This window comes from Ruegeria sp. CG11 (assembly GCF_056537245.1).
Window position 1 is genome coordinate 1,148,338 of sequence record NZ_JBQFRE010000001.1, and the last position, 19,130, is coordinate 1,167,467.

At 59.1% G+C, this 19,130-nt stretch carries 17 protein-coding genes, 1 tRNA gene and 1 pseudogene; 10 read left to right on the forward strand and 9 right to left on the reverse strand.

Features of this window, described 5'->3' with window-relative positions; translation table 11 throughout:
- The first annotated feature begins 25 nt into the window (after positions 1–25).
- From ACR0KW_RS05730 to ACR0KW_RS05745, 4 genes are all read left to right on the forward strand, one after another.
- Positions 26–1,108 (forward strand): ABC transporter permease, encoded by a 1,083-nt coding sequence (locus ACR0KW_RS05730; protein WP_170332149.1) that lies wholly within the window; start codon positions 26–28, stop codon positions 1,106–1,108.
- Positions 1,109–1,110: 2 nt separating this feature from the next.
- Positions 1,111–2,031 carry an ABC transporter permease gene (locus tag ACR0KW_RS05735; protein ID WP_170325991.1) on the forward strand — a complete coding sequence of 307 codons (921 nt, stop codon included), beginning with the start codon at positions 1,111–1,113 and terminating at the stop codon, positions 2,029–2,031.
- A 31-nt stretch (positions 2,032–2,062) separates the two neighbouring features.
- On the forward strand, positions 2,063–3,136 hold the full coding sequence (locus ACR0KW_RS05740; RefSeq protein WP_480804124.1) for a BMP family ABC transporter substrate-binding protein: 1,074 nt from the start codon (positions 2,063–2,065) through the stop codon (positions 3,134–3,136).
- Positions 3,137–3,352: 216 nt separating this feature from the next.
- A complete protein-coding gene (locus ACR0KW_RS05745) occupies positions 3,353–3,925 on the forward strand; it encodes a GNAT family N-acetyltransferase (RefSeq protein ID WP_480804125.1) in 573 nt (190 codons plus the stop codon).
- 219 nt (positions 3,926–4,144) lie between these two features.
- Here ACR0KW_RS05745 and ACR0KW_RS05750 read toward each other — a convergent pair whose 3' ends face one another.
- Positions 4,145–5,377 carry an HlyD family secretion protein gene (locus ACR0KW_RS05750; protein WP_480804126.1) on the reverse strand — a complete coding sequence of 411 codons (1,233 nt, stop codon included), beginning with the start codon at positions 5,375–5,377 and terminating at the stop codon, positions 4,145–4,147.
- Positions 5,378–5,380: 3 nt separating this feature from the next.
- Positions 5,381–5,785 (reverse strand): hypothetical protein, encoded by a 405-nt coding sequence (locus ACR0KW_RS05755; RefSeq protein WP_480804127.1) that lies wholly within the window; start codon positions 5,783–5,785, stop codon positions 5,381–5,383.
- Positions 5,786–5,904: 119 nt separating this feature from the next.
- Between ACR0KW_RS05755 and ACR0KW_RS05760 the strand changes: the two genes are divergently transcribed.
- The 3 genes from ACR0KW_RS05760 to ACR0KW_RS05770 all read left to right on the forward strand — a co-directional run bounded on the left by ACR0KW_RS05760 (position 5,905) and on the right by ACR0KW_RS05770 (position 8,033).
- Entirely contained in the window at positions 5,905–6,975 is a 1,071-nt protein-coding gene (locus ACR0KW_RS05760) for an NAD(P)/FAD-dependent oxidoreductase (RefSeq protein WP_480804128.1), read from the forward strand.
- Positions 6,975–7,628: a DUF938 domain-containing protein gene (locus tag ACR0KW_RS05765; RefSeq protein WP_480804129.1), complete on the forward strand. Its 654-nt coding sequence runs from the start codon at positions 6,975–6,977 to the stop codon at positions 7,626–7,628. Before ACR0KW_RS05760 ends, ACR0KW_RS05765 begins: the two co-directional genes overlap by 1 nt.
- Positions 7,629–7,697: 69 nt before the next feature.
- Entirely contained in the window at positions 7,698–8,033 is a 336-nt protein-coding gene (locus ACR0KW_RS05770; RefSeq protein ID WP_480804130.1) for a carboxymuconolactone decarboxylase family protein, read from the forward strand.
- A gap of 45 nt (positions 8,034–8,078) precedes the next feature.
- On the opposite strand, the gene ACR0KW_RS05775 is transcribed toward ACR0KW_RS05770, so the two are convergent.
- The 5 genes from ACR0KW_RS05775 to ACR0KW_RS05795 form a co-directional block, all read right to left on the reverse strand.
- On the reverse strand, positions 8,079–10,586 hold the full coding sequence (locus ACR0KW_RS05775; RefSeq protein ID WP_480804131.1) for a GcvT family protein: 2,508 nt from the start codon (positions 10,584–10,586) through the stop codon (positions 8,079–8,081).
- Between the two features lie 138 nt (positions 10,587–10,724).
- A complete protein-coding gene (locus tag ACR0KW_RS05780; RefSeq protein WP_480804132.1) occupies positions 10,725–12,041 on the reverse strand; it encodes a hypothetical protein in 1,317 nt (438 codons plus the stop codon).
- A gap of 100 nt (positions 12,042–12,141) precedes the next feature.
- Positions 12,142–13,548 carry an FAD-binding oxidoreductase gene (locus tag ACR0KW_RS05785; RefSeq protein WP_480804133.1) on the reverse strand — a complete coding sequence of 469 codons (1,407 nt, stop codon included), beginning with the start codon at positions 13,546–13,548 and terminating at the stop codon, positions 12,142–12,144.
- A 12-nt stretch (positions 13,549–13,560) separates the two neighbouring features.
- On the reverse strand, positions 13,561–15,354 hold the full coding sequence (gene ggt, locus ACR0KW_RS05790) for a gamma-glutamyltransferase (RefSeq protein WP_480804134.1): 1,794 nt from the start codon (positions 15,352–15,354) through the stop codon (positions 13,561–13,563).
- 46 nt (positions 15,355–15,400) lie between these two features.
- Entirely contained in the window at positions 15,401–16,387 is a 987-nt protein-coding gene (locus tag ACR0KW_RS05795) for a 2-hydroxyacid dehydrogenase (protein ID WP_480804135.1), read from the reverse strand.
- 137 nt (positions 16,388–16,524) lie between these two features.
- On the opposite strand from ACR0KW_RS05795, the gene ACR0KW_RS05800 reads away from it, so the two are divergent.
- Entirely contained in the window at positions 16,525–17,046 is a 522-nt protein-coding gene (locus ACR0KW_RS05800; protein ID WP_480804136.1) for an SH3 domain-containing protein, read from the forward strand.
- 38 nt (positions 17,047–17,084) lie between these two features.
- Here ACR0KW_RS05800 and ACR0KW_RS05805 read toward each other — a convergent pair whose 3' ends face one another.
- Positions 17,085–17,588, reverse strand: a complete 504-nt coding sequence (locus ACR0KW_RS05805; RefSeq protein WP_170326003.1) for a ferritin — start codon at positions 17,586–17,588, stop codon at positions 17,085–17,087.
- Between the two features lie 421 nt (positions 17,589–18,009).
- On the opposite strand from ACR0KW_RS05805, the gene ACR0KW_RS05810 reads away from it, so the two are divergent.
- A tRNA-Gln gene (locus ACR0KW_RS05810) sits at positions 18,010–18,084 on the forward strand.
- 112 nt (positions 18,085–18,196) lie between these two features.
- Positions 18,197–18,607: pseudogene (locus tag ACR0KW_RS05815) on the forward strand (IS5 family transposase); the annotation flags it as partial.
- 350 nt (positions 18,608–18,957) lie between these two features.
- Here the strand turns inward: ACR0KW_RS05815 and ACR0KW_RS05820 are convergent.
- Positions 18,958–19,125, reverse strand: a complete 168-nt coding sequence (locus ACR0KW_RS05820) for a metallophosphoesterase (protein ID WP_480804137.1) — start codon at positions 19,123–19,125, stop codon at positions 18,958–18,960.
- Positions 19,126–19,130 lie beyond the last annotated feature (5 nt).

Genomic DNA, 19,130 nt, shown 5'->3' on the forward strand with positions numbered 1-19,130 from the left:
GAAATGAAAACGGGGGTGTGAGCAGATGATAGTGTTGGAGAAACGGCCACAGCCGTCCAAGGCGTGGTCTTATGCCACCCCTCTGGTCGCGGTGCTGGCGACGATGGTGTTCGGCGGCATTCTGTTCGCCATTCTTGGCAAAAACCCGGTCGAGGCCATTGGAACCATTTTCTGGGAACCTCTGTTCGGAGAGTTCGCGTTTTATTACCGCCCGCAATTGCTGGTTAAAGGCGCGCCATTGGTGTTGATCGCCATCGGCCTGTCGTTAGGCTTTCGGGCTGGTATCTGGAATATCGGGGCTGAGGGTCAGTACATCATGGGCGCCATTTTCGGCGCGGGGGCAGGTCTCGCCTTCTATCCGCTGGACGCGTTCTACATCTTTCCAATCATGGTGATCGCAGGGGCGTTCGGCGGCTGGCTATGGGCGATGATCCCGGCGTTCCTCAAGGTTCGCTTTGGCACCAACGAGATCCTCGTCTCGCTGATGCTGGTCTATGTGGCCGAGCAGATGCTGGCCTCGGTCTCGCTGGGTCTGCTGAAGAACCCTGAGGGGTTCGGCTTTCCCGGCTCACGAAATCTGCAATCCTATGACAGCGCGCATAATGCCGAACTGATTGCCGGATCCGGTATGCACTGGGGCGTGGTGACAGCGCTGATCGCGGTGATCTTTGCCTATGTCCTGCTGAACAGACACATGCTGGGCTTCCACATCCGCCTGACCGGTGAAGCGCCTCGGGCGGCCAAGTTCGCAGGTGTGAACCCTGCGCGTCTGATCCTGTTCTGTCTGGGTCTGTCCGGCGCTCTTGCGGGCCTCGCAGGGATGTTCGAAGTCTCCGGCCCTTCGGGCGTGGTCAGCATCGACTTTAACGTCGGCTACGGCTTTACCGCGATCATCGTGGCCTTTCTGGGCCGCCTGCATCCGGTGGGTATCCTGCTGGCCGGTGGCCTGATGGCGCTGACCTATATCGGCGGTGAAATCGCGCAGTCCCAGCTGGGTCTGCCCGCCGCGGCCATTCAGGTGTTCCAGGGAATGCTGCTGTTTTTCCTGCTGGCATTCGACCTTCTGACAAACTATCGCATCCGTGCGGCCCGTAGCGAGGTGGCGTAACCATGGACCTTGGTGAAATTAATCCCGTACTTCTGGTCGCCTCGCTTATGGTGGCCGCAACCCCCCTGCTGTTGGCCGCGATCGGAGAGTTGGTCGTCGAAAAGGCAGGCGTTCTGAACCTCGGCGTTGAGGGTATGATGATCGTCGGCGCAATCAGCGGATTTGCGATCTCGGTTGAGACCGGCTCGCCCTGGCTGGGCTTTGTCGCGGCGGCCATTGGTGGCGCGGTGCTATCCCTGCTGTTCGTGCTGCTGACGCAGTTTGCACTGGCCAATCAGGTCGCCAGCGGCCTTGCCCTGACCCTGTTCGGGCTCGGTTTCAGCGCACTGATGGGGCAAAGCTATGTGGGCGTTAAACCACCTGACATGGGCGAAATACACATCCCCGTAATCAGCGATATTCCCGTGATCGGCCCAATCCTGTTCCAGCATGACCCAATCCTTTATGTCGGTATTGCTCTGACCGCCGCTGTTTGGGCAACACTGAAATACACCCGCGTCGGTCTGATCCTGCGCGCAGTGGGTGAAAACCACGATGCCGCGCACGCGCTTGGTTACAAGGTCATCAAGATCCGCATCATGGCGATCCTGTTCGGTGGAGCCTGCGCGGGCCTTGGTGGCGCTTACATCAGCCTGATCCGTGTCCCACAGTGGACCGAAGGCATGACCGCCGGTGTCGGATGGATTGCCCTGGCCTTGGTGGTGTTCGCCAGCTGGAAGCCATGGCGGGCCTTGCTGGGCGCCTATTTGTTCGGCGGAATCACCGTGTTGCAGCTTAATTTGCAGGCAGCGGGCGTTGCCATTCCTGTCGAGTATCTGGCAATGTCGCCCTATATCATCACGATCCTTGTGCTTGTGATCCTTTCGGCCGACAAGAGCAGCGCACCTGCCGCACTGGGCCGGACCTTCCATGCCTCGCACTAGGGGCCAACTGAACCAACTTGGGGAGTAACACATGAAAATCACTACACTTCTGACAAGCGCCGCCATGGCGCTTGGTCTGGCCACAAGCGCCATGGCCGAAGACAAAACCAAGGTCGGCTTCGTCTATGTCGGCCCGGTGGGTGACGGCGGCTGGACCTATGAACACAACAAGGGCCGTCTGGCCGTTGAAGAGCACTTTGGCGACAACGTCGAAACCGTATTCGTCGAATCCGTTCCGGAAGGCCCGGACGCAGAACGCGTGATGACCCAGATGGCGCTGGAAGGCGCAGACCTGATCTTCACCACCTCGTTCGGCTACATGGACCCGACCATCAACGTCGCCAAGAAATTCCCGAACGTGAAATTCGAGCACGCGACCGGCTATAAAACCGCCGACAACGTCTCGGTCTATTCGGCCCGCTTCTACGAAGGCCGTGCCGTTCAGGGTCACATCGCGGGCAAGATGACCAAATCGAACACCATCGGTTATATCGGCTCCTACCCGATCCCCGAAGTGATCCGCGGCATCAACTCGGCCTATATCCATGCCAAGAAGGTGAACCCGGATGTCGAGTTCAAGATCGTCTGGGCCTACACCTGGTTCGATCCGGCGAAAGAAGCGGACGCCGCCACCGTTCTGATCGAACAGGGCGCAGACGTGATCCTGCAGCACACCGACTCGACCGCGCCGCAGGCGGCCGCACAAGAGGCGGGCAACGTCGTTACCTTCGGTCAGGCTTCGGACATGAGCGAATACGCTCCGTTCCCGCGCGTGTCGTCGATCATCGACAACTGGGCGCCCTACTACATCGCGCGCACCCAGGCCGTCATGGATGGTTCGTGGGCAACCGTGAACACCTGGGACGGCATCAAGGAAGGCATGGTAGAGATCGGCGAGATTTCCGACGCGGTTCCGGCTGACGTCAAGGAAGAGGCACTGGCACTCAAAGCTGCTATGGCTGCCGGTGAATACCACCCCTTCACCGGCCCGCTGAAAAAGCAGGACGGCAGCGACTGGCTGGCCGAGGGCGAAACCGCCGATGACGGTACGCTGGCTGGCATGAACTTCTATGTCGAAGGGCTGGAAGGCGAAATTCCGCAGTAAGACCTGCTCCGGAAATCATCAGAGAGGCCCGCATGTCTTTGCGGGCCTTTTTTGTTCTCGTTTGAACGTTGAATCTTGAGCCCTCGCTGCCATGAGAACAGGATGCTGCGTGTGCATTCGCGCAGTTCTGAGCCCTGAGCGGACATGAAAGCCGTTATGTGATAGGCTCTGTGCACGCACTGATAAAACGCGTCAGGTCACGATACGAAGGTCCCCATGTTCAAGCTTGCCAATCGGTCAGAAGAAGACGAGGTGCTCAGTGGGCTAACGTTGGGCTTCGCAGCTGATCCCTTCATGCGTTGGCTCTACCCAGAACCCGATGCCTTCCTGAAGCATTTTCCGCAGGTAATGAATTATTTCGGCGGCCGCGCTCTCGACCGTGGAGCCGCATATCGCAACGACGATTTCACTGCGGGTGCCTTATGGCTGCCGCCTGCTGTGCATCCAGACGAAGATAAGCTTCTGGCATGCTTTAAGGATACGGTCCCCTCGGAAAAACACGCTGCACTGTTTGCGACATTCGAACAGATGGACAGTTTTCATCCCTCAGAACCATGCTGGCATCTGGCATTCATCGCTGTCGACCCTTCCTGCCAGGGCAAAGGCTTGGGGACAGCTCTACTGAAGGCATCGCTCCAACAATGCGACGCCAACCGGAAGCCCGCATATCTGGAATCTACGAACCCGGCGAACCTATCGCTTTATCGGCGTTTCGGTTTCGAGCAGATTGGAGTAATTGAAACCGGTGAAGCACCGCCCTTGTTTCCAATGCTCCGGGCACCGGCTTGAACTGAATTGTGACGTCCGCAAAGTCCGCATAGCTGCCGTCAACGATAACCAGTGCTGCAACCGCGACGAACATCCACTGTGTTGTCAACCTTTCCAGCGACCCGACCGCATCGGCCAGCAAACAACCAAAACTACGGGCGTTTCGATACCCAGTTGCCGGCGGGTCAATTCATCAGCCGATTGACCCGCCGTAGTAACCAAGGCTTTGGGACGTTGAATTCAGTGCCCCGTCAAAACCAGCGTATTCACCGGCATCAGGATCAGGCGCAAGCGCAGGCCCGCCGCATGAACCACACCGATCGTGTCGATCACATGCAGGGCAGCGGATTGCCAAAAGCCCAGATCCTCGTGCTCCAGCCGTTCGTGATTGTCGGTGTACACATTGGCCAGACAATTGCTGCCCGGCGGGATGTCATCGGACATACCCTTATAGAGCGGCTCCATATACACCAGGATTGACCCCGGATTGGTATTGACCTGCACATCCCGCAGCTCATCCGTTGGGCGGATTTGCCCGGAGGGGATCACATCCTGAACCTCGACCACGACCATCGGGATTACGGTGAAGGGCTTGGTCATGCAACCCAACTCGCCGATCATGCCAGGCTTGATCACCTGCGCCGACATTTGGTTGAACGCGGCCTGAAACCGGTTATGGCCCGAACTTGACGGAACCAGTATGCCGGCCGGACGCAATAGCGGGCTGACATAGTCGCCTACCTGAAGGCCGAATTGTTCAACCCGGCCCGTTACGCCAGCGCTAATCACAGTCTTGTCCAGCTCGGTCAATGCCGCATCCAGCTGCGCATTGGCGCTGACCAGTTGCGCGGGGATCAACTCCTCGATCTGTTGAACGACAGCGGCACGCTGCGCCTCTGCAGCCCTCAGTTGCGCCTCTCGTTCTGCCACCAGGTTTTCCAGCCGATCAATCTCGGCCAGTCTTACAGCGCTGGACCCTTCGTCGCGCAGTGTGGTGTTGCGCTCCAAATCCTCAAGCGACTGATCCAGCGAGGCGCGAGCCCCAGCAATACCGGCTTCGGCTTCGGCCAGATCGGTTTCCGCCACTTTCAACGAGGCCTGAACCTGCGCGATCTGAGCATGGGCGGCCTCGACCATGGCGGTCTGGGTGAAATCCTCGATCCGAAAGATCGGCTGGCCTGCCACGACCTGCTGGTTGTTGGAGACATACACCTCGGACACGCGACCACCCAGCTGCGGCAGGATCGTCACCGTACGGAAATACGATGCGGCCGTCTTGCTGGCCGGGTGGAAATAAAACAGCGTGGTGATTACCGTCAGCGCCAGAATGGCACAGGTGGTCAGGCCCCAGCGCAGTTCGTACCACATGGTGAACAGGGTGATCTCGTGGCCGATCCGCTTACCCTGAACAAACCGGCGGAAAAGATAGTCGGGCAGCACCGTTATCAGCGCGCACATCAATGTCTCAAGCATATCTTACTGCTCCTGCTGCGCGGCGGGTTCGATCGGCTGGGCCGGGGCGGACTCGGGCGGTTCCTGTTTGCCCAAAGATCGGATCGCGTCGGCAATGGCCCTCAGCGGGGCAGCGACATCGGGGAACTGGAACCCGGCCACCAAAATGGCGGCAACCCAGAAAAGACCGTTATGGGTAAACAGCGCCAACAGGGCCAGAATGCCGACCAACTGAAACTGCGGGTGATTGGATTCATGCGCGATCTTTTCGGGGATCGAATGCAGGGTGAAATATCCCACGCCGATCAGAATGATGACGACAACGGTAAAAACGAACATGAACGTTAAAAGAAAATCACTGCCGTCCGCCTGGGTCACGTAGGATGGAATATGTCCCGTGGCCATCGGGTGTAAATCTGCGGTACTCACCCTGCCCTCCTGTTTCTGTTTGATCCTTGTTTGGATGGGTTGATGCATAAATTCAAGCCTGCTTAATGTTTGCAGGCGTTTACGTCCCTAGCACACAGTAGGTGACCGGAAGGGTGAAAATGATTGATTTTCTGATTGTCGGCGGCGGTATCGCGGGGCTCAGCACTGGGGCGCGGCTGTCGCAGCACGGGAAGGTCACCGTGCTCGAAGCCGAGGATGCGATAGGCTATCACGCCTCGGGCCGCTCGGCCGCGTTGTTCGAAGAAAGCTATGGCCCGCCGTCAGTTGTGGCGCTAAACAAGGCCAGCGCCGAATTCATGCACACCGAAAACGGTGGGTATCTGACGCCACGTGGATTGATGCTGGTGGGGCGCAAGGGTCAGGGTGGCGCGTTCGAACGGGACGTGGCAGATCTGAACCTGCAGATCATCTCCACGGACGACGCGCAGGCCCGCGTGCCGATCCTGAACCCCGAGACGCTGGGTTTTGCCGCGATCAGCAATGCAGCGTTTGACATCGACACGGACAGGTTGCTGCAGGATTTTGCCCGTGTCATCCGCGGCAATGGTGGCGAGGTTCTGACCAAGGCCAAGGTTACCGCCATCCGCAAGAACCCTCATTGGATTGTCGAGGCCGGAGGCCTCTACAAAGCCCGCACTCTGATCAATGCAGCAGGCGCCTGGGTGGACGAGGTCGCCGCAATGGCCGGGATGGCCCCGATTGGGATTGTTCCGAAACGCAGGTCGATGGCGCGCCTGCCTGCGCCGGGCGGGCATGACGTTCGGGGATGGCCCATGATGCTGGGCGTGGGTGAGACGTGGTATGCCAAGCCTGATGCGGGCAAGCTGCTGGTCTCTCCGTCCGAGGCCGAGCCGGTGTCACCGCATGATGCTTATGCTGACGATATGGTACTGGCCGAAGGTCTGGCCCGGTACGAAGAGATGGTCACCGAACCGGTCACGCGGGTGGAAACAAACTGGGCGGGGTTGCGCAGTTTTGCGCCCGATGGAACCCTTGTACTGGGGCCGGACCCGGCTGATCCGACATTCATCTGGGCCGCAGGTCAGGGCGGGTATGGGTTCCAGTCCTCTCCCGCCGCGTCGCAACTGGTGGCAGACCTCGTGATCGGTGCGACGCCGGAACTGGACGCAGAAACGATTGCGGCCCTCAGCCCGGAAAGGTTGCGCTGATGACCAAACGATCCCTGCCTTCCAATGCCAGCGTCGCCACCGAAGGACAGGACGGACGACTGGTTGCACCCGCGGCGACCCGCAACGCCGAGGCGCTGTGTGAACTGCTGTTGCAATGGGCCCCAACGACCGGTCAGGCGCTTGAGATTGCAAGCGGTACCGGCCAACATGTCCGCGCCTTTGCGCAATGCTTTCCCGACCTGCATTGGCAACCGACTGAGGTGGAACCCGACCGGCGCGCCAGCATCGACGCTTATGCCGCCGACCTGCACAACGTCGCCGACGCCGTCGCGCTGGACGCGACGGCGCAAGGCTGGCATAAGGCATTCACCGGCCAGAACCTGATCATCCTGATCAATCTGGTGCATCTGATCAGCTGGGCGGAAACACAGGTGCTGATTGCCGAAGCCGCGCAGGCGCTGGCCCCTGGGGGAAGGTTCATCCTCTACGGGCCATTCAAGCGCTCGGGCCAGCTGACGAGCGACGGCGACAAAAGGTTCCATGACGCGCTGGTCCAGCAGGATGCCGAAATCGGCTACGAGAACGACGAAGATATCGCCGCCTGGATGGCCGTCCAGAACCTGACCGTCCTTAAGATTGTCGAGATGCCCGCCAACAATCTGGCATTCGTCGTGGAAAATTCCGGCACCTGATCAAAATCAAGGCTAGGCTGAGCGCTCTACAACATATTCCATTTATCTAATGTTAGATGGAATAATGACATGAGCTGGCAGAACAAGATCAAAGACACGCGCAATGGTCTGCGCAACCTCAACGGTGCGATACCCGACGCCGCCCGCGCATTCGGAGCGCTGAGCGCTGCGGTCAAACAGGGTGGAACGCTGGACTACAAGACCAAGGAGTTCATCGCCTTGGGCATGTCCATCGCGATCCGGTGCGAACCCTGCATCACGCTTCATACCGAAGCGCTGGTCAAGGCGGGCGCAACGCGAGAGGAGTTTTCCGATGTGCTGGCAATGGCCGTACAGATGGGCGGCGGCCCGTCGATGATGTATGCCGCCAAGGCGTTGGAATGCTACGATGAACTGAGTGCCTGATCCCGAAAGCAAAAGACCCCGGGCTTATCCGGGGCCTTTGTTTGTTTAGCCGTCCTTTCGGATGGTCTCGTTCTTCGGATCGTAGGGGCTGTCGCAGGTGACGACCGCATCCCACAACTTGTCCTGAATTTTGACCTGCAGCTTGGTGCCTTCGAGCGCCAGCTCGGGCTTCACGTAGCCCATGCCGATGGATTTCTCGAACGCCACCGAGTAGCCGCCCGAGGTCAGACGACCCACGCGCTCACCTTCCGGTGTATACAGCGCCTCGCGGCCCCACGGGTCGGCATCGTCCGGTCCGTCGATCAGCAGAGTGCAGCATTTGACGCGCACGCCGGTCTCTTCCAGCTTGGCCTTACCGTAGAAGTCTTTCGACAGGTCGACAAAACGCGGCAGGTCGGCTTCCAGCGGGGTCGCGTCGCGGCCCAGTTCGGTGCCGAACGCGCGATAGGATTTCTCCTGACGCAGCCAGTTCTGGGCACGTGCTCCGACAAGCTTCATACCGTGCTTCTCACCGGCTTTTTCCAGCAGGTCGAACAGGTAGTTCTGCATCTCGATCGGGTGGTGCAGTTCCCAGCCCAGCTCACCGGTATAGGCCACGCGGATCGCGTTGACCGGGCACATACCCAGTTCGATCTGACGGGCCGACAGCCACGGGAAGCGCTTGTTGGACAGCGCGGTTTCCGGATCGGCGTCGTTGATGACCTCTTTCAGAACGTCACGCGACTTGGGTCCGGCGATGGCAAAGACGCCCCACTGGGTGGTCACGTCCTGGATCTCGATGTAGCCGAACTCCTCCATCTTGTCCTCGGCCGCCTTACGCAGGTAGTCGGCGTCGTACTCGGTCCAGGCACCAGCAGAGACGATGTAGTAGTTGTTCTCGCCATTGCGGACGATGGTGTATTCGGTGCGAGTGGTGCCATTCGATGTCAGCGCGTAGGTCAGGTTGATACGACCGACCTTGGGCAGCTTGTTGCAGGTGAACCAATCCAGGAACTGGGTTGCACCGGGGCCTTTGACGACATGCTTGGTGAAGGCCGAGGCGTCGATCAGGCCAACGCCTTCGCGGATCGCTTTGGCTTCTTCGACGGCGTACTGCCACCAGTTACCACGGCGGAAGGAACGGCTTTCCTCGTCGAAGTTCTCAGGCGCATCGGTCGGGCCAAAGTAGTTGGGGCGTTCCCAACCGTTAACCCAACCAAACTGTGCGCCGCGCGCTTTCTGACGGTCATAAGCCGGAACGGTCCGCAGCGGACGACAAGCTGCGCGCTCTTCATCCGGGTGGTGCAGGATGTAGACGTGCTCATAGCACTCTTCGTTCTTGCGCGCCGCGAACTCGGTGGTCATCCAGTTGCTGCTGTAGCGTTTGGGGTCCAGCGAGGCCATGTCGATCTCGGCTTCGCCATCGACCATCATCTGGGCCAGATAGTAACCGGTGCCGCCAGCAGCAGTGATACCGAAGCTGAAACCTTCGGCCAGCCACATGTTGCGCAGGCCCGGAGCCGGACCAACCAGCGGGTTGCCGTCGGGGGTATAGCAGATCGGGCCGTTGAAATCGTCTTTCAGGCCGGATTCGGCGCAGGACGGCACACGCTCTGCCATCGCCATGTATTGATCGGCAATCCGGTCCAGATCCAGCGGGAACAGGTCCGCGCGGAAGCTGTCCGGCACGCCGTGTTCGAACTGCGCGGGCGCGCCGTGTTCGTAAATACCCAAAATCCAGCCGCCACGCTCTTCACGTGCATAAGATTCGTTGTCAGCGTCACGCACAACGGGGTGCTCGGGGTTGCCCGCTTCACGCCATTTGACCAGCTCGGGGTCTTTGTCCATGACGATAAAGGTGTGCTCAACCGGGATCGCGGGCATTTTGATGCCCAGCATCTTGGCGGTGCGCTGCGCATGGTTGCCCGATGCGGTCACGACATGCTCGGCGGTGATAACCACCTGCTCATCTGACGGAACGAGGTTGCCGCCTTTTTCGACCATCTTGGTGCAGGTGACTTCCCAGTGTGTGCCGTTCCAGTGGAAGGCATCGGCCTGCATCTTGCGGACGATGTCTACGCCACGCTGGCGGGCACCCTTGGCCATCGCCTGGGTCACGTCGGCAGGGTTAATGTAGCCGTCCTCGGTGTGGTAGATCGCACCCTTCAGGTCCGAAGTTTCGATCAGCGGCCAGCGTTCCTTGATCTGCTCAGGCGTCAGCCATTCATAGGCCACGTCACAGGTCTCGGCTGTGGACGCATACAGCATGTATTCGTCCATACGCTCTTGCGTCTGCGCCATGCGCAGGTTGCCGACCACGGCGAAACCCGCGTTCAGGCCGGTCTCTTCCTCAAGCGTCTTGTAGAAGTCGACCGAGTATTTGTGGATGTGGGTTGTCGCATAGGACATGTTGAACAGCGGCAACAGGCCCGCTGCGTGCCAGGTGGACCCGGACGTCAGCTCGTCCCGTTCGATCAACATCACATCGTCCCAGCCCGCTTTGGCCAGGTGATAGGCAATCGAGGTCCCGACGGCGCCGCCGCCAACGACCAGTGCTTTGACTTGGGTTTTCATAACCGGACGTCTCTCCTTGGAATCTGTTGGAACCATATGGCGCAATAGATACCATCGGCGCGACATTCATCCGACCAGTGAGAGAAGGAAAACGACCCCGCTGCCGCTGATGACCACCGGATTCGTCGTTTTTTGCCCCTATTGCCCGGCGACCGAACACCGCTTGATGCTGCCGACCTTGGCACAACCGCTACCCACCCCGCCTTTGTGCACGCGCACCGGCTGATTGTTTGTTGCAGGTTTTGCAGCGGCTGGCTTGGGTTCCGACGCATCAAAAGCCGGCAGCTTGTCTTTCAGCCGATCAAAAAAGCCCGGCGCGTCTTGTTCGGGGGCGCTATCATTTGCTGCGGCATCCAGTTCGATCGCATCATTCACGAGCGCGGTGTCCGTTTCAGCCCCGTACTCCAACGCCGCACGACGTATATCCGAGTCCAGCAGCAACTTCTGCGCCCGGCCATACCCGATTTGCAGGACGTCCTGATTTTCGAAGACCTCTCCGCCGGTGATGTCCATCAGGCCTTCGCTGTTGAACCCCGACGCTGTCATCGTGTTCACCATTACTGCGGCGAAATCCAGATTCTTCAGCTTTTCGTTGGTTGTCTTTTCCTGAACCATCTTCATTTTGGAATACAGACGGTCCATTTTCTCGGCGACCTCCGGCTGTCTGGCCAGTGTCACCGATATCCCCTGCCCGACAACAGGAGAAGGATAAGTCAGCAAAGCGTTGAGGGCCGCATAGTCTACCGCGCCCAAAAGCTCCCGGATCGAGGCGTCGCTGGCATTGGTGTGCAATCGGAGCACAACCTCTTCATCGATCCCGATCCGCCCAGTGATCTTACGGTATGCGAGCGCCTCGGTCGGAGATGTCGTGTCCTGGGTAACCTCAATGAAAGCGACACCATCGATAACGGCGAACCCTTTCTTGATCACGGCATGATCCATGAAATTCTGCTGACGGGACAGAGCAATTCCGGCCAGCGTATTGCGCGCCGATTCCGGTTTCAGGCTGATATCAAGCCAGGCGATTTCCTCACCTTGTCCATAGACTGCACCCGTCTTGCTGAGCTTGCGCAGAATGCCGTCTTTGCCACTGTTGCGCAGGCTCATCAGTTCCGCCGTGTTCGAAATGGAACTGACCAGAGGCGTCATGTCATATTTTGAGATCGCAGTCGCAACAGCTTCGTTATCAGCATCCGTCAATTCGAACCGAGACCATCTTTTGGTGGAAGCGGGAAGATAGGGTTTTGCGCCCGCTTTCCACAGCTTCTCGCGTTCCCGCTCGGCGGCTTTGGCGTCACGCTCGACCTGCTGCTTCGCAAAGCGATGCTTGATCGTGTCCACATAGCCATTGGCGGATAAGGTGCCTTCGTGTTTTTTGTCCTGTTGATAATAGTCCAGACCGATGATGACCAAGACTATGATCATCACGAACCCCAAAACCCGCAAACCGTCCATCTGAATATCCGAAATCAATCACTGCTCGTTTTCGCGAAAGATAGAACCAAAATAGGGCGGTCTTATGGCTGAGGCGCCGGAAATTCGGCGTGAACCACAGCTATGCGAGCGGCAGAATTTTACCCGGATTCATGATGTTATCCGGGTCCAACGCCATCTTTATCGCACTCATATAGCTGACTGCTGGCCCCAGTTCCTTGACCAGATAGGGCCGCTTGCCCTGTCCGATTCCATGTTCACCGGTACAGGTCCCCTCCATCGAGATCGCCAGATCGTTCAGCCAGCCGACAAAGCCATCGGCCTTGGCGACCTCATCCGCGTTTTCCATATCGATCAGCAGCAGAGTGTGAAAGTTCCCGTCTCCCACATGCCCGACAATCGGAGCCAACAGGCCAAGATTCTGCGCCTTTTGTTGCGCGGCCGCAACGCACTCCGCCAAACGCGAGATGGGAACACAGACATCGGTGGAAATGCCACGCGCACCGGGACGCAGTTGCAGGCTGGCCCAGTACATGTCGTGCCGCGCCTGCCACAGCTTGTTACGCTCTTCCGTGGTCGAAGTGGCGGCGAAATCCGCGCCACCGAACTCTTCGGCGATCTGACCGAATGTCTCGGCCTGCTCGACCGCACCGGCCTCAGATCCGTGAAATTCCAGCAGCAACAGCGGCGTTTCTGGCAGGTCCAGACCGGAATAGGCGTTAGCGGCTTTGACCGACAGTTCATCCAACAGTTCGATCCGCGCCATGGGAACGCCATACTGGATCGTCATCATCACCGCCTGACAGGCGGCATCGACCGTTGGAAAGGAACAGCGGGCTGAAGTGATCGCCTCGGGGATGCCCTGCAGGCGCAGGGTGAGTTCTGTAATGATACCCAGCGTGCCCTCGGCACCGATCAGCAGGCGGGTCAGGTCGTACCCGGCCGAGGATTTCTTGGCCCGGTGCCCGGTGCGGATGATCTGCCCGTCCGGCATCACCGCTTCCAGACTGAGGATATTGTCCTTCATCGTGCCATAGCGCACTGCATTGGTGCCCGAGGCCCGCGTCGCCGCCATTCCACCCAGCGAGGCATTGGCACCGGGGTCGATGGGAAAGAACAGGCCTTGATCGCGCAGATGGGTGTTCAGGTCCTCGCGCGTGACACCGGGCTGAACGACGCAATCCAGATCACCCGCATGAACCGCCAGCACTTTGTTCATCTGGGTCAGGTCCACCGAGATACCACCGGCCGGAGCGTTCACATGCCCCTCCAGCGAGGTGCCGGTTCCGAAAGGGATCACCGGCACCTTGTGCAGGGCGCAGGTCTTGACGATCTCGGACACCTCTGCGGTCGAATGCGGAAAAACCACCGCGTCCGGAGACTGGTTTTCGATCCATGTGGTCGTGTGGCCGTGCTGTTCGCGGATCGCCTGACCGGTCTGCAGACGATCGCCGAACTTCTGCTTCAGAATGCCGACAGCTGTCTCAATCCCGGCGTCGTTTCGGGGCAACGTTACTGCCTGCACCATGAAGAACCTCTCTTATTCGCCCAGCGCGATGCCTTCGCGGCGCGGGTCTGCGCCACCGACCAGAACATCGCCAATCTCAATCGCGTGCAGGCCCGATGTCAGGTCACGCGGGTTGACCTCGAACCCCAGCTCGATCAGCGCATCAGCATAACCTTCAGCGGCTGTGCCCTGTTCCACATCATAGGTGCCAAAGCGGTTGACCAGATGCGGCAGCGTCAGCGCCTGCTGCACATCCATATCCCAATCGGCCCAGGCAATAATCGACTTGGCCACGTAGCCGATGATTCGGCTACCACCGGGCGAGCCAATCGCGAGCACCGGCGCACCATCCTGCATCACAATCGTGGGGCTCATGGACGAGCGCGGGCGCTTGCCCGGCTCCAACCGGTTGGCAATCGGCACTCCGTCGCTGTGGGTCTTGAACGAGAAATCGGTCAGTTCGTTGTTCAGCAAGAAGCCGTTGGTCATCAGCCGCGAACCGAACCCGTTCTCGATAGTGGTGGTCATCGACAGCACGTTGCCATACTGATCGACAATCGAGATATGCGAGGTTGAGGGCAATTCCAGCGAGACATCATCCGCCCAGTTCGACGCGTGGTCGAATTCGGGGTTGCCGGGCGCGACTTCGGTCAACGCCCCCTCGCCGCCCAGCAGTTGCCCGCGCTCGGACAGGTAGTCAGGATGAACCAGGCCCTGTGTGGGCATCGGGACAAAATCGTGATCGGCCATGTAGCGGCCGCGATCCGCAAAGGCCAACCGCGCGGCATCGCCGATCAGACGCCATGTATGCACGTCCTCAGGCCCCATCGTCGCCAGATCATACCCTTCGAGCATTCCCAGTATCTGACCAACCGTCAGCGCCCCGGACGAGGGCGGACCCATGCCGCAAACCTCATAGGCGCGATAGGTGGCACAGACCGGCTCGCGTTCGATCACCTGATACAGCGCCAGATCGACGCCGGACAGAACACCGGGATTACCGGGAGCGTTACGGACGGTGCTGATGATACCGGCCGCAATCTCACCACCATAGAACCCGGCAGAGCCTTCTTTGGCCAGAACCCGCAGCGTTTCCGCGTAATCCGGGTTCATCAGCCGCTGACCCTGCTGCAATGGCTCTCCGCCCGGCAGGAAATACTCAGCGGTCACGGGGAACCGCGACAGACGTTCCGCATCAGCTTCGACCAATGTGGACAAGCGTGGCGAAACAAGGAAGCCCTCATCGGCCAATGTGATGCCATCCTCAAACAGGCTGGGCCACGGGCTGCGGCCCCAGCGCCGGTGCGCCTCAGCCAGCAAAGCAGGTGTGCCGGGTGTGCCGACGGACAAACCGCCGACCACAGCATCGTAGAATTGCAGCGGCTCGCCATTTTCATCGTGGAATAGGCGGTGGTTCGCCTCAAGCGGGGCCGTCTCGCGCCCGTCCAGCGTGGTCAGCTTACCGGTTGCAGCATCGTACCAGACCAGAAATGCGCCGCCGCCAAGGCCCGAGGATTGCGGCTCAACCAGCCCCAACACAACCTGCACGGCGACCATTGCATCAGCCGCGGACCCTCCGGCCCGCAGCACCTTGGCCCCAGCCTCGACCGCCAAAGGATTCGCGGCGGCAACCATCCAGTTCTGCGAAGTTACCGGCTGGCCGGCCATCTTGGCCTCAAGCGCGGCGATGACCTCTTCAGTCAGCCCCTGCACCTGCCCGTCCGAGGCCCCCTCGGGTGCTACCGCATCCGCAGTCTCCTGCGCGAACGCTGCGCCACCCAGCATCAACGCCGTCAAAAACAATCCCGAAATCAGATTTCGTTTCATTGTGTCCTCCTGAAAATTCGTTTGTCGTCCCTGCGGCGCAAACGGGTCACAACATGGATGGCACCACCTGATCCGGCGGGCGGTGTCCGTCTTCGAAGGTCTTGATATTGATGATGACCTTCTCGCCCATCTCGATCCGCCCTTCCAATGTGGCCGACCCCATATGAGGCAACAGGACGACGTTCGGCAATTGCCGCAGGCGAGGGTTCACATGCGTACCATGCTCGTACACATCCAGCCCCGCCCCGGCGATCTCACCTCCGCGAATCTGACGGGTAAGCGCGTTTTCATCGATCACCTCGCCCCGCGACGTGTTCACGATCACGGCCGAAGGCTTCAACAGCTTCAGCCGCCGCGCATTCATCAGGTGAAAGGTCGACGGCGTAGACGGGCAGTGAATCGAGATTACGTCCATCCGCGCCACCATCTGGTCGAGGCTTTCCCAATAGGTCGCCTCAAGCTCCTGTTCGATCTCGGGGCGCAACCGGCGACGGTTGTGATAATGCACCTGCATCCCGAAAGCCGAGGCGCGGCGGGCCACGGCCTGGCCGATCCGCCCCATACCCAGAATGCCAAGGCGGCGTCCGCCGATCCGGCCACCCAGCAACGCGGTCGGGGCCCAGCCCTCCCAGTCGCCTTTTTGCATGACCGATAGCCCCTCGGGGATTCGGCGGGTGACCGAGAGGATCAGCGCCATGGTCATGTCCGCGGTATCATCGGTCAGCACGCCCGGCGTGTTCGAAACAAGAATGCCCCGCTGCCGGGCCGTGGCCACATCGATATTGTCGACCCCGGCCCCGTAATTGGCAATCAGGCGCAGCTTGTCACCCGCCTGCCCCAGCAACCCGCCATCAATGGCATCCGTCACCGTGGGCACAAGGACATCCGCGCTTTGCACCGCTGCGACCAATTCTTCACGCGTCATGGGCGTGTCATCGTCGCGCAACTGCACATCGAACAACTCGCTCAGCCTGGTTTCCACCGCCTCGGGCAACCGTCGCGTAACGACAACACTCAGACGTTCTCTTGGCACCTTCGCCCTCCCATCGCTTTGCAATCACTCGCGCGCCATGGCATCGTGGCGCAGGATAAGGCGGGGCACAAGAACCCCAACGCATTGAGACGACCTTTTTTCGAAACCCGATCAACAGGTACAAGAGCAGACAGTCAGTGAGTGGTTTTCTACCAGTAAAACGCCGCCTTCTGGTGGTCACTTCCGCATTTCTGGTCACGCTGGGGACTCTGACCGCCAGCGCAGAGGACAAGCGTGGCCCCGTCACCAACCTGCCCCTGCCGCGATATGTTTCGATGAAAGCCGCCGAGGGCAACGTACGCCGCGGTCCGTCGCTGACCCATCGAATCGACTGGGTGTTCAAACGGCGCGGAATGCCGCTGCAAATCACGGCTGAATACGGCAACTGGCGCCGGGTTCAGGACCGCGACGGAGCCGGTGGTTGGGTCCACTATGCCCTGCTGTCCGGTGCGCGCACGGTGCTGATCGAATCTGAACTGCTGTCCGTCTATACCAGCCCCGACCCCAATTCTCAGGTCAGTGCAAAATTCGAATCTGGCGTGGTAGCCCGCCTGGGCAGTTGCAGCCTGGACTGGTGCCACATCTCGGCCGGTGGTTACCGTGGATGGGCGCAGAAATCGAACCTCTGGGGTGTTGATCCCGCCGAGGTTCGCGAATAGCAGGACGTTCCTGCCGCCCCGCCTGAACAATATGATTGTTACGCACTCTCGGCAGTGCGCGTGCCCATTTCCTTGTCCAGCAACAGCAGGTTCCAGCGATCGCCGTTGGCCGCTTTGGTCTGGTCGAGGATTTTGCTAAACAGGTCTTCTTCCTCGTTCTGTTCGGCAAGAAACCAGTTCAGCATGTTCTGAGTGCTGTATTCCTTGACCTCATGGGCCAGCTCGAACAGCGCATTGATCTGACCGGTCACCGTTACTTCGTTCGCCAGCGCGTATTCCAAAGCCTCAACCGGTGAGGCATAGTCCGTCTTGGGTTTGGAAATCCCGTCAATTTCGATTCTCCCACCACGCTGGGCCACAAAGTCGAAAATGCGCATGGCGTGCGTGCCCTCTTCGGCCGAGTGACCACGAAACCACTGCGCGAATCCGGGCAGGTCCTCGGATTCGAAATACGCGGCCATGGCAAGGTATGTATAGGATGCGTGAAGTTCATTGTTGATCTGACGATTCAACGCTTCTGCGACATTCGGGTTCAACTTCATCTTCATCTCCTGTTTCAAGGGCAGTGCCGGGGTCAATAATACAGCTAAGTTTCCCTGATATCTGACGCAACCGCTGGCCTTGAATTTTTCGAATATTTTTCAGCACATTAACCGGATATCCTGCAAGTGAAAGTCACTTTCAATACCGGATGGTTTGCGCGCGCCCACGCAATCCGCCACCAGATCCTTGGTAGCCGCAAAGAACAAGCGGTTGACGCTTCGACTTACCCTGCCAAGACCTTACCCAGTTGTGGTCATTCGCGCCAACGATACGTTAAATCGTACAGTTGACCGGCGGGCGTAAATTCGGAGCTTCGAGCCACCAGGAACTCGGTCCAAATTATTTTTACTCCAAGCTGAAGTTTTTCGCTCAAAGCCTCTTGAACCCTCCGAACAACAATCGTAGATAGCCGCTCACCGTTGGGGTGTAGCCAAGTGGTAAGGCAGCGGTTTTTGGTACCGTGTATCGTAGGTTCGAATCCTACCACCCCAGCCATGAATTTCCCAAAATCCAATGAAATCAAAGGGCGGAACCTGCCCCTGACACGCCGTGTGTCACAGTCCTCAGAAACTGTGACACAGAGTGTAACACATGCCATGCGAGCTATGGGCGCCTGATCGGCCCAACCAAGGGCGGTAAGAACACAAAGCTGCATGCCATCTGTGATAGCCATGGCCGACCGCTGAACTTGTTTGTGACCGCCGGGCAGGTCAGTGATTACATCGGCGCGCGCGCCACTGAGCAGCTTGCCAAGAATCGACTGGTTGCTTGGGGATCGTGGCTACGACGCCGACTGGTTCCGAGATGCGTTAAAAGACAAAAGTATGCGCGCCTGCATCCCAGGTCGAAAGCAACAAAAGACAACCGTGAAGTACGACACACGCCGAAACAAACGGCGTAACCGGATTGAGATCATGTTCGGCAGGCTCAGCGGCGTGTCGCAACCCGATATGACCGATGCCCCAAGGTCTTCCCGTCCGCAATCGCACCCGCTTCTCTCATCATCTATTGGCTATGAGTCCTGAGCCTAAGCACCTCGGCATTGCGGATTGGAGCGAAGACTTTTACGCGTTGAGAAAGAAAATGAGCAGCGCGCTCGAGGGCGCCGGTATACCTGAAAACCGTCGCCAAGCAATTGCTGGCCATGCAGGGGGCGCCACAATCGACCGCTCTTACACTCGGCGAAATGTGTCGACGCTGAAGTCCGAGCTGGACAAGTTTGATCTCAAGGCTACGGTCGATTTTTCGGAGCCCCTTGCCCGACCAGCAGGCGTGCATCGTTTCGCGGATAGTCCTCAAGAAACATTGCGCACGTCTGGTCGTGGTTGCCGCGCAAAAACGTCCAGTTTTTGCCGTCGGACTGCCCCTTCACAGAAGGTCCAGAACCTCGCGACTATGGGCGCCACGATCGGTGTAGTCACCGGTAAAGACGATTTGGGCATCGGACCCGCCATCGTTTTCAATGCGTGCCAGCGCGTCTTCCAACGTGTGCAACTGACCGCGGATACCGCCGGTGGCATAGATAGGTTCTGGCATTTTTC